The sequence below is a fragment of the Polaribacter sp. HA6-7 genome (genome assembly GCF_055693625.1).
In genome coordinates, this window is record NZ_CM146338.1 from 14,494 (window position 1) to 28,694 (window position 14,201).

17 protein-coding genes and 2 pseudogenes are annotated in these 14,201 nt (G+C 29.4%); 17 read left to right on the forward strand and 2 right to left on the reverse strand.

From position 1 onward, the window contains the following. The 17 genes and pseudogenes from ACZ1HD_RS00085 (at position 1) to atpG (ending at position 12,851) form a co-directional block, all read left to right on the forward strand. Entirely contained in the window at positions 1-645 is a 645-nt protein-coding gene (locus ACZ1HD_RS00085) for a hypothetical protein (protein ID WP_472688273.1), read from the forward strand. A gap of 32 nt (positions 646-677) precedes the next feature. Then, positions 678-1,223, forward strand: coding sequence for a hypothetical protein (locus ACZ1HD_RS00090; protein ID WP_472688274.1), 546 nt, complete (start codon positions 678-680; stop codon positions 1,221-1,223). Positions 1,224-1,242: 19 nt separating this feature from the next. Further along, the gene (locus ACZ1HD_RS00095) at positions 1,243-1,389 is read left to right on the forward strand and encodes a hypothetical protein (RefSeq protein WP_472688275.1); all 147 of its coding nucleotides are present in this window, start codon (positions 1,243-1,245) and stop codon (positions 1,387-1,389) included. A gap of 2 nt (positions 1,390-1,391) precedes the next feature. Beyond that, positions 1,392-2,099: a hypothetical protein gene (locus ACZ1HD_RS00100; protein ID WP_472688276.1), complete on the forward strand. Its 708-nt coding sequence runs from the start codon at positions 1,392-1,394 to the stop codon at positions 2,097-2,099. Positions 2,100-2,234: 135 nt separating this feature from the next. Further along, positions 2,235-3,498: pseudogene (locus tag ACZ1HD_RS00105) on the forward strand (DUF5687 family protein). Between the two features lie 17 nt (positions 3,499-3,515). After that, complete coding sequence (locus tag ACZ1HD_RS00110) at positions 3,516-3,614, forward strand: hypothetical protein (RefSeq protein WP_472689408.1); 99 nt, start codon at positions 3,516-3,518, stop codon at positions 3,612-3,614. An 84-nt stretch (positions 3,615-3,698) separates the two neighbouring features. After that, the gene (locus tag ACZ1HD_RS00115; RefSeq protein WP_472689409.1) at positions 3,699-4,331 is read left to right on the forward strand and encodes an ABC transporter ATP-binding protein; all 633 of its coding nucleotides are present in this window, start codon (positions 3,699-3,701) and stop codon (positions 4,329-4,331) included. A gap of 142 nt (positions 4,332-4,473) precedes the next feature. Next, positions 4,474-6,681, forward strand: coding sequence for a type IX secretion system periplasmic lipoprotein PorW/SprE (porW, locus tag ACZ1HD_RS00120; protein WP_472688277.1), 2,208 nt, complete (start codon positions 4,474-4,476; stop codon positions 6,679-6,681). 19 nt (positions 6,682-6,700) lie between these two features. After that, a complete protein-coding gene (locus ACZ1HD_RS00125) occupies positions 6,701-7,129 on the forward strand; it encodes a bactofilin family protein (RefSeq protein WP_077810723.1) in 429 nt (142 codons plus the stop codon). Positions 7,130-7,164: 35 nt separating this feature from the next. After that, a complete protein-coding gene (locus ACZ1HD_RS00130; protein ID WP_472688278.1) occupies positions 7,165-7,314 on the forward strand; it encodes an AtpZ/AtpI family protein in 150 nt (49 codons plus the stop codon). Then, a complete protein-coding gene (locus ACZ1HD_RS00135; RefSeq protein ID WP_079737837.1) occupies positions 7,307-7,696 on the forward strand; it encodes a DUF6168 family protein in 390 nt (129 codons plus the stop codon). The genes ACZ1HD_RS00130 and ACZ1HD_RS00135 overlap by 8 nt, the downstream gene beginning before the upstream one ends. Positions 7,697-7,774: 78 nt before the next feature. Next, positions 7,775-8,908, forward strand: coding sequence for a F0F1 ATP synthase subunit A (atpB, locus tag ACZ1HD_RS00140; RefSeq protein ID WP_375240797.1), 1,134 nt, complete (start codon positions 7,775-7,777; stop codon positions 8,906-8,908). A gap of 74 nt (positions 8,909-8,982) precedes the next feature. Beyond that, on the forward strand, positions 8,983-9,174 hold the full coding sequence (atpE, locus tag ACZ1HD_RS00145; protein ID WP_013620961.1) for an ATP synthase F0 subunit C: 192 nt from the start codon (positions 8,983-8,985) through the stop codon (positions 9,172-9,174). A 94-nt stretch (positions 9,175-9,268) separates the two neighbouring features. Beyond that, positions 9,269-9,769 carry a F0F1 ATP synthase subunit B gene (locus ACZ1HD_RS00150; protein ID WP_472688279.1) on the forward strand — a complete coding sequence of 167 codons (501 nt, stop codon included), beginning with the start codon at positions 9,269-9,271 and terminating at the stop codon, positions 9,767-9,769. Positions 9,770-9,775: 6 nt separating this feature from the next. Continuing rightward, complete coding sequence (gene atpH / locus ACZ1HD_RS00155) at positions 9,776-10,333, forward strand: ATP synthase F1 subunit delta (RefSeq protein ID WP_077810728.1); 558 nt, start codon at positions 9,776-9,778, stop codon at positions 10,331-10,333. A 21-nt stretch (positions 10,334-10,354) separates the two neighbouring features. Next, positions 10,355-11,934 (forward strand): annotated as a pseudogene (atpA, locus tag ACZ1HD_RS00160) (F0F1 ATP synthase subunit alpha). A gap of 50 nt (positions 11,935-11,984) precedes the next feature. After that, entirely contained in the window at positions 11,985-12,851 is an 867-nt protein-coding gene (atpG, locus tag ACZ1HD_RS00165; protein WP_079737840.1) for an ATP synthase F1 subunit gamma, read from the forward strand. 60 nt (positions 12,852-12,911) lie between these two features. On the opposite strand, the gene ACZ1HD_RS00170 is transcribed toward atpG, so the two are convergent. Together ACZ1HD_RS00170 and ACZ1HD_RS00175 are read right to left on the reverse strand one after the other, a co-directional pair. Further along, positions 12,912-13,913 carry a hypothetical protein gene (locus tag ACZ1HD_RS00170; RefSeq protein ID WP_472688280.1) on the reverse strand — a complete coding sequence of 334 codons (1,002 nt, stop codon included), beginning with the start codon at positions 13,911-13,913 and terminating at the stop codon, positions 12,912-12,914. Continuing rightward, positions 13,873-14,127 (reverse strand): hypothetical protein, encoded by a 255-nt coding sequence (locus ACZ1HD_RS00175; RefSeq protein WP_472688281.1) that lies wholly within the window; start codon positions 14,125-14,127, stop codon positions 13,873-13,875. The genes ACZ1HD_RS00170 and ACZ1HD_RS00175 overlap by 41 nt, the downstream gene beginning before the upstream one ends. Between the last annotated feature and the right edge of the window lie 74 nt (positions 14,128-14,201).

Here is a 14,201-nt window from a genome sequence, read left to right on the forward strand (position 1 = left end):
ATGGAATTAACTAAAGAGCAACTTTTGCAAATAGACAATTACGTGTTTTCTTGCGGAATAAAATACTACGATGTTAGAACAGAAATTGTAGATCATTTTGCCAATATTTTAGAGCAAAAGTTAGCTGAAAATCCTGATATAAATTTCAAAAAGGAAATACAAAATATCCACAGAAATTTTTCTGATAGAGGTTTTAGTAATCTTTTAAAGGATAAAACAAAAGCAGTTCAAAAGAAATTCTATAAAGCAACTTTAAAGCACTTAATTACATTTTTTAAACTTCCTAGAATTTTAATTTCAGCGGGTATATTTTATGCTTTGTTTTTGTTGATGAACCTTTTTGAAGATAAAAAGCAATTTTTTGAAACCTTTTCTTTAGTTGCTCTTTTTAGTTGTTTCATTTTTTTAATATTATTTTTCTACAGAAATAAGAAGAAAACTAAGTTTTTAGCATTAGAAAGATCTAACAATTTCAATCTTTTTATAATGCAATTGTTTCAATTTTTTTATTATTCTGTAGGTTTTAGAACCAATGAAAGTTTTTTAAATCCAATACATAACAATATTCAATTAACAGTATTTGTGTTGATTTTACTCTTTTATTGTTCGGTGAATTTGTGTATAAGAAGAATAGGCAATTTGTAAAAACATATTACCCTAATGTAATTGTATAAGCTATGAAACTGACCCAAAACCACATACAAGAACTTTACAAATTCACTAGAAAACATTATGTAGAATATTACGATGTACAAAGCGAATTGGTAGACCATTTGGCAAACGATATTGAAGAAATTTGGATTGAAAATCCGAATTTATCATTTGAAGATGCACGAGATAAATCATTTAAAAAATTTGGTGTTTTTGGCTTTATGAATGTTGTAGAGCAAAAACAAACTCAAATGACAAAAAGGTATTTTAAAATTATTCTAAAATTTATAAAAGAATGGTTTCGATTGCCTAAAATAGTGCTTACAGCATTGCTTTTTTTAGGTTTTTATCAATTACAAAAATTACCAAATGCATACAATATGTATATCGCCGTTTTTATTGTTGTAATTCTTTTAGAGTGCTATACAATAATTAAAAATAGTAGAAAATTAAAAAAGAAAACCGATAAAACAGGTAAAAAATGGATGTTCGAAAACATTATAGCTATTAATGGTATTGGTAATTCTGCTTTAATTTTATTGTACGCTTTCGATTTTTTATTTCCGAGATAATGCTAAAGATTTTTTGTTGATGGGCGATTTTAGAAAAGCCTTGTCTGCTGCTATAATTACTTTACTAATTCTTTTTGGTTATGTATCTCTAATTGTTATTCCTAAAAAAGCAGAAGAATTATTACAAGAAACGTATCCGAATATAAATTTTCATAATTTATTTTGATAATGAAACTTACTCAAAACCATATAGCGCAACTTTTTAAATTTACACGAAAACATTACGTTTATCATTACGATGTACAAAGCGAATTGGTAGACCATTTGGCAAACGATATTGAAGAAATTTGGATTGAAAATCCGAATTTATCATTTGAAGACGCTCGAGATAAATCTTTTAAAAAATTTGGCATTTTTGGTTTTATGGATGTTGTAGAAGAAAAGCAAAAACAAATGAATAAACGCTACTGGAACATTATTCTAAACTTTGCCAAAGAGTGGTTTACGTTTCCAAAAATTGTAATTACAATTACTGTTTTTTTAGCATTTTTTACTGTTTTACAAGTAAAGTTTTCAGAATATATTTTTTTAGGAACCTTATTGATTTTAATAACTTTAGAAGGAATCAGCGCTTATAAAATTAGAAAAAAGCATAAAGAAAAAGAAATTAAAAAAGAGAAAGTTTTTTTGTTAGAAGCAATGCTTGGTACAACCAAAAACACATACACTGGCTTTACTTTTGTAAACTTATTTAACATTGCTAACTTAACAAGGTTTGATTTTAGTCACTTAAATATCTATTGGCTTTTTGCAATTTCTGTAGTCTTAACGTTGTTGTGCATTTTGTTTTATATTTCTAATTATGTGTTGCCAGAAAAAGCAGAACAATTGTTAATAGAAACATATCCCGAGTATAAAATTGTAAATAATTTGTAACAAATTGTAATACTTAACTACTTATTATCAATCTAACTAATTACTAAACTTATGATGTTACGCTTTTTAAAACTAGAATGGAAGCAATTTCTTCGATCAGCTTCCTTCGGAAAAAGTATTGCCATTAAAATAATTATGGGCTTTTTTGTCCTGTATTTTTTAGCTACTTTTTTAATAATAGGTATTGGAGGTTATTATATTTTAAAGAAACAATTTCTGAATCCGACCCATTACAATTGGTAAATTCTTATTTGTTATATGCAATTTTAGGAGATTTAATATTTAGATATCTAATGCAAAAATTGCCGGTTATGAATATAAAACCGATGTTAATTTTACCAATTAAAAAAAGTAAATTGGTACATTATGTTTTAGGTAAATCTTCTGTTTCGTTTTTTAACATCTTAGGTTTATTTTTCTACATCCCTTTTTCTGTAGTTTTAATAAAAGAGGGTTACAATATTTCGGGTGTTTTAGGTTGGTTATTTGCGCTGATATTAATTATTCAATCTGCCAATTTTTTAAATTTTTTAATTAATAAAAATAAAGTTGCTTTAGGTGTAATAGCTGTTACTTTATTAACCTTAATTGGTTTACAAAAGTTTAATATTTTTGATGTTACAGCATACGGTGGCTCTGTTTTTGATGGCATTTATCAAAACCCAATTTACGCATTAATTTTTTAGTGGTGTTGGCTTTTTTGTATCAATTAAACTACAAACAATTAAGAAACCTTGTGTATTTAGACGAAGCAGTTTCTCAAAAAGTAGAAGAAGCAAAGTCTTTAGATTTATCTTTTACTGATAAATTAGGAGATGTTGCGCCATTTATTAAAAACGATATGCGTTTAATTTGGCGAAATAAAAGAACAAAAACGGTCTTTTTAATGTCGTTTTTATTTTTGTTCTATGGATTGATATTTTTCACCCAAAAAACATACAGAGAAATGCCAGCAATGTTAATGTTTGCCTCTTTATTTGTAACAGGTGGTTTTGCCCTAAATTACGGTCAGTTTATTCCTGCTTGGGATAGTGCACATTACAAAATGTTAATGAGTCAGAGTTTTAAATACCGTAAGTTTTTAGAATCTAAATGGATTTTAATGGTATTTATGACCTCTTTTTTATACATATTAAGTTTTCCGTATTTGTATTTCGGAATCGATATTTTTTTAATGATTACCGCCGGTGCAATCTTTAATATCGGTTTTAATTCACTCTTTTTATTATTTGCAGGATCTTTTAATAGAAAAAGAATCGATTTAAATAAAAGCGGATTTGGTAACACACAAGGTACAAGTGCAACTCAGTTTTTAATTATACTGCCATTAATGGTTTTTCCTATGTTGGTTTTTTGGTTGTTCGACAAATTTGTGGGCGGTAATTCGGTTACATCGTAGTAGCATCTATAGGAATAATAAGTTTATTATGTAAAAAACTTGCTTTAAACCTGATAGAAAAACAGTACATAAAAAATAAATATGTGATGATTAATGCTTTCGGAAAAGAAGCATAATTAAACCTAAAAAGAAAAAACAATGATTACAATAAATACAGTTTCAAAAAATACGGAAAAACAGAAGTTTTAAACGTAGAAAAAATAGACATTCCAACAGGTCAAAGTTTTGGTTTGGTTGGTAATAACGGTGCAGGTAAAACAACTTTATTTAATATTTTATTAGATTTAATTAGACCAACAACAGGTTCTGTTAAAAATAATAATATAGTTGTTAGTGAAAGCGAAGATTGGAAAAATTTTACAGGATCTTTTATAGACGAATCATTTTTAATATCTTATTTAACACCAGAAGAATATTTCGATTTTATTGGTGATTTAAGAGGAATGAATAAAGAAGATGTTGCTAAATTTATAGCACAATTCGAAGATTTTTTTAATGGGGAAATTGTTGGGAAAAAGAAATATTTAAGAGATTTAAGTAAAGGAAATCAGAAAAAAGCGGGCATTGTTGCTGCAATGATGGGAAACCCTAAAGTGGTTATTTTAGATGAGCCTTTTGCAAACTTAGATCCCACAACACAAATTAGATTAAAGCAAATTATTAAAAAACTAACAGAAGATAGAGATATTACCGTTTTAGTTTCTAGTCATGATTTAACACACGTAACAGAAGTTTGCGAACGTATTGTGGTTTTAGATAAAGGAACCGTGGTAAACGACATAAAAACATCCGAAGAAACCTTAAAAGAATTAGAAAGTTATTTTGCTTTGTAACAAATTAAAAACAAAACAAATAACCACAATAGCATAAATGTTTTCTTACATTTTAGTCTATTCTTAATTTATTACTATTTTTACACTCTTATTTATACTATTTTCACTAGAAATTAGTTTTAGATAAGAGTTTTTTAATTTTATGAAACAACTAAACAAAATACTTCTATTTACCGTTCTTTTAGGAACAATCTACGCATGTAGTACAAAAAAAGATACTGTTATTAGTAGAAACTACCACGCTTTAACGTCTCATTTTAATATTTTATTTAATGGTGAAGAAGCATTTAAAAAAGGAATAGAAGGTATTAACCAAGGTTATAAAGATGATTGGTTTCAGCAATTACCAATAGAACCAATTGTTTTTGATGATCGTAAAATTGTTGCGCCAACTTTTAAAAATAATAGTCTCGGAGCTGGTTTTGGCAGCAAAAAAGAAAAAACAACAACTACACAACCTGCTGGTCCTTTTGAAAAGGCAGAAGAAAAAGCGGTAAAAGCAATACAAAAACATGGCATGAATATTAACGGTTTAGAAAGAAACCGAAAAATAGACGATGCTTATTTATTACTTGGTAAAGCCCGTTATTATTCGCAACGTTTTGTACCTGCTGTAGAAGCATTTAATTATGTAATTGCAAATTATCCGAATGCAAATTTAATTGCAGAAACTAAAATTTGGCGTGCAAAAGCAAATATTAGAATGGATAATGAAGAGTTTGCCATAGAAACCATGAAACTTTTGTTGGTGGTTACAGATACTTTAGAAGCAGATTTGCCAAACGATATCAAAGAGCAAGCAAATACTGCTTTGGCAATGGCTTATGTAAAATCTGATAGTTTACAAAAAGCAAAAAAACATTTAATTTTAGCTACACGAACACAAGAAAATAAAGCACAAGCAGCCGGAAATATGTTTGTTTTAGGGCAAATGTATGCCAATGAAAACAAAAAAGATTCTGTTGCAGCCGTTTTTAACAAACTTGCAAACTTTAAAAAAGCACCATACAAATATAAAATTCATGCAAATATAGAATTGGCAAAGAACGTTGTTAACGATTCTATTTCATCGAGTGTTTTGTCTAGGTTAGAGAAATTGATAAAAGATAGAGATAATAGACCATATTTAGATCAGTTGTATTATCAAGTTGCCTCTTTACACGAAAAAAACGATAGTATTGCTTTGGCTGTAGATTATTACAATAGATCTTTAAGAGCCAAAAATGGTGGCGATAAGCAGAAAAGTTTTACATACGAGAATTTAGGAAATTTATACTTTAAAAACTCTGAGTATCAATTTGCAAGTAGTTATTACGATAGTGTTTTAAATGTTTCTACAGATTCTTTAGCACTTCGAATTAGAAGAGTAAAAAGAAAGTATAAAAACTTAGCGTCGTTAATTAATTTCGAAAATGTAGTTGCTACAAACGATAGTATAATCAGAATTGCATCTTTACCAAAAAATGAACAAGAATCTTATTTTAAAAATTATATAGAAAATTTAAAAAAGCAAGACGAAGAAGCTGCGCAATTAAGATTAAATCAAATAGCATTTGGTGCAAATTCAAGTTCGTTACAAACCAATAGTAAAGGCGAATGGTATTTTTATAATAGCCAAGTAGTTAGTTTTGGTAAAACAGAATTCCGTAAAATTTGGGGAAACAGAAAGCTAGAAGACAATTGGCGTTGGTCTGCAAATGCAAGCATCAATACTAGAAATACCGATTCTGTAAATGTTTCAAAAATAAATACTAGGTACGATTTAGCTAGTTATTTAGAAACAATTCCGACAGATAAACAAAAAATAGACACTTTAAAAATAGATAGAAATCAAGCTTTATACGAATTAGGATTAATTTATAAAGAACAATTTAAAAACGAAAACTTAGCAATAAGAAGATTAGAAAGAGTGCTTAGTTTAAACCCGAAAGCCGAGTTAGTATTACCAATAAATTGGCATTTGTATCAAATTTATAATAAAAACGGAAATTTAGAAAAATCGAATACACATAAAAATGTTATTCTATCAGAATATCCCAACACGGTTTTTGCTCAGATTATAAAAAATCCAGAAAATAAAATAGAAAATAAAGAAGTTGTAAACGAGGTAGAAAAAACTTACAAAAAACTATATTATCTTTACAAAAAAGGAGAGTTTAAAAATGTTCTTGTTAATGTAAATGATGTTTTACCTACAATTAATAATTCTAAATTAAAACCAAAATTCGAGCTTTTAAAAGCATATGCAATTGGTAAGTACCTAGATAAAGAAACTTATAAAAGAGCATTAGAATTTGTTGCTATTAATTACGGAAGTACAGAAGAAGGAAAAAAGCGAAAGAAATTTTAAAACAATTAACAAAAGAGTAATGTTTAGCAGCAAAGAACCTAAAAAAGAGAAGAAAAAAGCAAACCCAAGAACTATGGAAAGAAATGTAATTGCCAAAAACTCTACATTTAAAGGAGATATTGTCTCTGAAGGAGATTTTAGAATAGACGGTATATTAGAAGGTACTTTAATAACTAAAGGAAGAGTAATTATTGGTTCTGAAGGTGTAATAAAAGGTACAGTAGAATCTACTAATGCTGATATAGAAGGTAAATTCTCTGGCGATTTATCTGTGGCAAATACGTTAACAATAAAAAGTACAGCAAATATTTCTGGAGATGTGGTTATAGGTAAACTATCTATAGAACCAGGTGCCACTTTTAATGCTACTTGTGCAATGAAGGGTGCATTAAAAGAACTTAATAAAAGTGGTAATGAAACAAAAAAACGCTCAGAAAAAACCGCTTAATAAAGCAATACAGTTATCTCGGTGCGGGCTTACAAATGGGGTTAACAATATATTTAGGCTTTCTTTTAGGAGAATGGTTAGATAAAAAGTTAGACACTTCATTTTTAACAACAACAATTACTTTAGTTGCTATTTTTTTAGCAACATATGCTCTTATTAAACAAGCAAATAAAATAAATGATTAAAAAAATAGTAATTGTACTCGTAGTTTTTCTTGGTTTACATTTTTCAGGCTTTTTTTTACATCAAATTATTATAGAGAGTTATAAAGAAATACTACCTTTTAACCTGCAAAAACTATATCTTTTTCATAGCGGTTTTTCTATACTAATTTGTGTAAATTTATTATTACTTCAAAGTGTTAATAAAAAACCGGAAGACTTAGGTTATATATATTTAGGAGCTTTATTTTTAAAATTACTGTTTTTTTGCGTAGCCTTTTATTCATCAATAATAGAAAGAGATTCTTTGTCTGTTATAGCAAAATTATCATTCTTATTACCCACTTTCGTTTTTTTATCAACAGAAGGAATTATCGTATCAAAAATTAGAAATAAAAAACTATAAATTTAAATTTGAAAAAAAGGTTTGTACTTTTGAATTATTGCGTACCTTTGCGCCGAATTTAGAAAGCGTATTTTTACAATGAAGATTGCACAAAAAATAATTAAGTTTTTTACAATAGCAGTAATAGCGGTTATTACAAGTACAACTTTTGCCTTAGAAACAGGTAAGAAAAGCCATTCGGAAAACGATGGTGGTCAGGTAAATACACAAGAAGAAGTTACTGATTATATTAAACATCACTTAAAAGATTCTCACGACTTTACTTTTTTCTCTTATTCTACAGATCAAGGAGAAAGAAAACATTTTGGTTTTCCTTTACCTGTAATTTTATGGTCTAGCGAAGGTTTAGTAACTTTTATGTCTTCAGAATTTCATCATAATGATGATGGACATGTAATTGTAGAAAAAAACGGATTAAAATTCACAAAAATTCATAGTAAGATTTATGAATTAGAAAAAGGAGCAACAGCTGTTTCTTTTGATGAAACACACCACGCAACAAACGCACACAAAACATTAGATTTTTCGATCACAAAAAGTGTAGTAGGTATTTTATTTGCTTCTCTTTTAATGTTTTTAGGTTTCTCTGCATTAGCAAAACAATACAAATCTAGAAAAGTGCCAAAAGGATTTGGTAGAGTTTTAGAGCCTTTGGTAATTTATGTTAGAGACGAAATAGCAAGACCAAATATTGGAGAGAAAAAGTATAAAAAGTTTATGGGCTTTTTATTAACGGTATTTTTCTTTATTTGGATTTTGAACTTATTAGGTTTAACTCCGTTAGGTTTTAACGTTACAGGTCAAATTGCAGTTACAGTTGCTTTAGCTTTATTTACAATGGTAATTTACATTACAAACGGTAGTAAAGATTTTTGGGCACACACATTATGGATGCCAGGTGTACCGGTAATTTTAAGACCAATATTAGCAGTAATAGAATTGGCAGGTTTTATTTTAATTAAGCCTTTCTCTTTATTAGTGCGTTTATTTGCAAACATTACAGCAGGTCACTTTGTGGTAATGAGTTTAATTGCTTTAATGGTAACAATGAAAGAAGCTTTTGGGCCAGTAGCGTCTACAGGTATGTCTTTAGTGTTGGCATTATTTATTATGGTTATTGAAATTTTAGTAGCCTTTTTACAAGCGTTTATTTTTACGATGTTATCATCGTTATTTATTGGGATGGCTGTTGAAGAACACGATCATCATTAGAAATCTTGATGCATAATCAAGTACAAAAGAAGAATTAGAATTTGTTTAATTAATATATTTAAAAATCAATTAGTATGTACAATTTAATTGGAGCAGGATTAATCGTAATCGGTGGTGGAATTGGATTAGGTCAAATCGGTGGAAAAGCAATGGAAGGTATTGCTCGTCAACCTGAGGCAGCTGGTAAAATTCAAACTGCAATGATCATCATTGGAGCCTTATTAGAAGGTTTAGCATTTGGTGCATTAATCTTAGGGAAAGCATAATTTCCTAAAAAAGAAACAAAAACACTCTTCTGTAACGGTTGGTTACAGAAAGTGTTTTTAAATTAAACAAAAAACAATATAATTAGTTTATAGCATGGAAACTTTATTAAACGATTTTTCACCAGGGTTGTTCGTTATGCAAATCGTCATCTTAATAATTTTATTATTTTTGATGAAAAAATTTGCTTGGAAACCAATTTTAAACTCTTTAGAAGATAGAGAGAATGGTATCGAAGATGCTTTACAAGCTGCAGAAAATGCACGTAGAGAAATGCAAAATTTACAAGCAGATAACGAAAAGCTTGTAAAAGAAGCAAGAGCAGAAAGAGATGCAATGATGAAAGAGGCAAGAGAAATAAAAGACAAAATTATTTCTGATGCTAAAGAAGATGCAAAAGAAGTTACAGCAAATTTAATAGAAAAGGCAAACGCTTCTATTCAGCAAGAAAAGCAAGCAGCTTTAGCAGAAATTAAAAAGAATGTTGCAGAATTATCTATTGGTATAGCAGAATCTGTAATTAAAAAAGAATTATCTAACAAAAAAGACCAACTAGATTTAGTAGAAGGTATTTTAAAAGAGGTTACTTTAAACTAAGTATAAATGAAAGACGCAAGAGCAGCATTACGTTACGCTAAAGCAATCTTAAATCTAGCATTAGACAACAAGTCTGAAGCTGCGGTTAATGACGACATGTCGTTAGTAGCTGCTACCATTGCAGAGAACAAAGATTTAGAGGTAATGTTAAACAGCCCTATTGTTAAAGCATCAGACAAAATGAATGTTCTAACGGCATTGTTTCAGGGTAAAGTAAACAATATTACACTAGGTTTATTTCATTTGTTAAAAGATAACAAAAGAATTGCAATGTTGCGCCCAGTTGCTCAAAAATATGCAATTGTTTTTGATCACTTAAAGCGTACGCAGGTTGCCAAGGTAACAACAGCAGTACCTTTAACAGAAGAAGTAGAAAAGCAAGTTTTAGATAAAATTGTAGCGTTAACAGGTAACAAAGCAAATCTAGAAAATGTTATAAATCCAGATATTTTAGGAGGATTTATTCTACGCGTTGGAGATGTGCAGTATGATGCAAGTATCTCTAATTATTTAAACGAATTAAGAAAGGAATTTGACAACAGTCATTTCATTCCAAAAATTTAATTATACATCAAATCATAAAAGATGGCAAGTATTAAACCAGCTGAAGTATCAGCAATTTTAAAAGAACAGTTAACAAATTTTGAAGCTAAAGCTACTTTAAACGAAGTAGGAACTGTTTTACAAGTAGGTGATGGTATCGCACGTGTTTACGGTCTATCTAATGTTCAATATGGTGAATTAGTAGAGTTCGAAGGAGGTCTAGAAGGAATCGTATTAAACTTAGAAGAAGATAACGCGGGTGTTGTATTGTTAGGTACTGCTACATCAGTAAAAGAAGGTTCTACTGTTAAACGTACAGAAAGAATTGCTTCATTAAATGCAGGTGAAGGAGTTGTAGGACGTGTTTTAGATACTTTAGGAAACCCAATTGATGGTAAAGGACCAATAGAAGGTACTACTTATCAGATGCCTTTAGAGCGTAGAGCTCCTGGTGTAATCTATAGAGAACCAGTAACAGAACCGTTACAAACAGGTATCAAATCTATTGATGCAATGATTCCTGTTGGTAGAGGTCAACGTGAGTTAATTATTGGAGACCGTCAAACAGGTAAATCTACAGTTGCGTTAGATACTATTTTAAATCAGAAAGAATTTTACGATGCTGGTGAACCAGTTTATTGTATTTATGTTGCTATCGGTCAAAAAGCTTCTACAGTTGCTGCAATTGCAAATATGTTAGAAGAAAAAGGAGCTTTAGCTTATACTACGATTGTAGCAGCAAATGCATCAGACCCTGCAGCAATGCAAGTTTATGCACCATTTGCCGGAGCTGCAATTGGAGAGTATTTTAGAGATTCTGGAAGACCAGCTTTAATTATTTATGATGATTTATCTAAACAAGCTGTTGCTTACCGTGAGATTTCTTTATTATTAAGAAGACCTCCAGGACGTGAAGCTTATCCAGGTGATGTATTTTACTTACACTCTAGATTATTAGAACGTGCTGCAAAAGTTATTAATGATGATAAAATTGCAAGTGAAATGAACGATTTACCAGATTCTTTAAAAGGAATCGTAAAAGGTGGAGGTTCTTTAACTGCATTACCAATTATCGAAACACAAGCGGGTGACGTTTCTGCATATATTCCAACAAACGTAATTTCGATTACTGATGGACAGATTTTCTTAGACGGAGATTTATTTAACTCCTGGTGTTCGTCCAGCAATTAACGTAGGTATTTCTGTATCTCGTGTTGGTGGTAACGCTCAGATTAAAGCCATGAAAAAAGTATCTCGGTACTTTAAAATTAGATCAAGCTCAGTTTAGAGAGTTAGAAGCTTTTGCTAAGTTTGGTTCAGATTTAGATGCTGCAACAATGAGTGTAATTTCTAAAGGACAACGTAATGTTGAAATTTTAAAGCAAGCTCAAAACGATCCTTTTTCTGTAGAAGATCAAATTGCAATTATTTATGCAGGTTCTAAGAACTTACTAAAAGATGTTCCTGTAGAAAAAGTAAAGAAATTCGAAAAAGATTATATCGATTATTTAAACGCAAAGCATAGAGATACTTTAGATGTTTTAAAGTCTGGTAAATTAACAGGCGAAGCTACTGATGTTTTAGAGGCAGCAGCTAAAGAAATTTCTAAGCAATTTGCATAACATATAGTTATTATTCCCGCGAAAGCGGGAATAATAAAATACTCATAAGTATGGCTAACTTAAAAGAAATACGTAATAGAATTACTTCTATTAAATCTACAATGCAGATTACATCTGCCATGAAAATGGTATCTGCTGCAAAGTTGAAAAAAGCGCAAGATGCTATTACGGCTATGCGCCCATATTCTTCTAAACTTACAGAATTGTTGCAAAACTTAAGCGCAACATTAGAAAGTGATGCTAGTGGAGAATATTCTAAACAAAGAGATGTTTCTAAAGTTTTATTAGTTGTTATTACTTCTAATAGAGGTTTATGTGGTGGTTTTAACTCTTCTATTACAAAAGAAGTAGTAAAAACTATAAACGAAAAATATAGCAATACTTCTGTAGATTTATTTACAATAGGTAAAAAAGGAAATGATGTTTTATCTAAAGGATATAATGTTACAGCTAATAGAAGTGATATATATGATGATTTAACTTTTAGTAATGTAGCTTCTCTTGCAGAAAACTTAATGGAGTTATTTGTTGATGGTACGTATGATAAAATTGAAATTGTTTACAATCAATTTAAAAATGCCGCTACACAAATTACTCAGGTAGAGCAATTTTTACCAATTAAACCAATTGAAGGTGGTGATGCAAGTGCTGTAAATTCTGATTATATTTTTGAGCCTTCTAAAGAAGAAATTATAGAGGCTTTAATACCAAAATCTTTAAAAACGCAATTGTATAAAGCATTAAGAGATAGTTTTGCATCTGAACACGGAGCAAGAATGACTGCAATGCATAAAGCAACAGACAATGCTAAAGATTTAAGAGACGAATTGTTATTAACTTATAACAAAGCACGTCAGGCAGCAATTACAAATGAAATTCTTGAAATTGTTGGTGGTGCAGAAGCGTTAAACAACTAATCTTAGTTTTATAAAATAAAAAAGAGCTTATCATTTATGATAAGCTCTTTTTTTATTTATCTAGTTTTCATCAGGCTTAATCCAATCTGCATTTCTAACAAACAAAATATATTGTGCATAGTCTGTTGTAGGTGTGCCATCTATAATATCGTAAGCATCCCAAATGGTTATAAGCTTTTTAACTTTAGTACCTCTAGACGAGTTTAGATAAGGAGAATCTGTAGCATCTAATTTAAGTAAGCTTATCGAGTTTGGTTCTGTAACTTTTTTATAATCCGCTATACCTTCAATATACATAAATAACCTATTATCTTGAGAATACTTAAATCGAGTAAATGCTTTGCCTTTATCTTGCATAAACTTTGGTAACGCTTTACTATCAACAGTTAACCTAGAATCTACATACAACGTATTTAAGCTAACCATTTTATTATAATAAGGTAATTGCATATCTTTTTTAATTCGACCAGCAAAAGTATATCTATAAGCTTGTAATGTGTGTGAAAAACCCAATCCACTATATAGATTTTTGTTTTCCCAGTTCTTTTGTGTGTATAATCTTTTAAAGTTATGAAACATGAATTTGTCTCTACTTCTTGTAACCTTATAATTATTTAAATTGTACGCTATATTTTTTAATAAATTGATCGTATTCATACTCAAATAAGATTTTTCTTTTTCTATAATCATATCTAGTTTATTCTTAGACCAAGAAATTAAATACTCATTTTCACTATCAATATCTTTATGATATGCTACAGGTAGTTTTTCTTTTAATAGTTTTCTAATCAAATCGAAATCTGCAATTCTATCAATTCCTACTAGATTAAACTTTTTGTCTTGAGGAAGTTGAGCATAATAAGCTCTCATTTTTACCCATTTATTTCTATGTTGTTCAGATATTCTACCTATGTAAACTGGCCATTTTTTTAATATCTCTTTCAATGTAATTTCATTTGACCCTTTTATATATTCTTGAAGATAATAACCTTGAGCAATATCCATTTCGGCTAAATAAGTATCAATATGTATTTTCTCGGTTAAGTTGTGTAAACATTGCAAAATCTATTCTTGGGGATGTTTCAACTTCATGAACTTCGCCTACTAAAAATAGTTTGTTATTATAGAAGCTATCATCAAGTGAATTAAATTGAAGAGAATCTGTCATTTTAACAACTTCTGTATGATCTTCTAAATAGTTAACATATTTACTAGAAGAACAACTTGTTAGAATTAGTAATAAAATTACTGCGATAAAAAAATTAAGAGTTTTCATTTGTTAGTTTTTTAAGTTCACAGCAAATAGAACACATTAAAACAAATGAAAAAAAGAGTGTGATTAACCTGAGG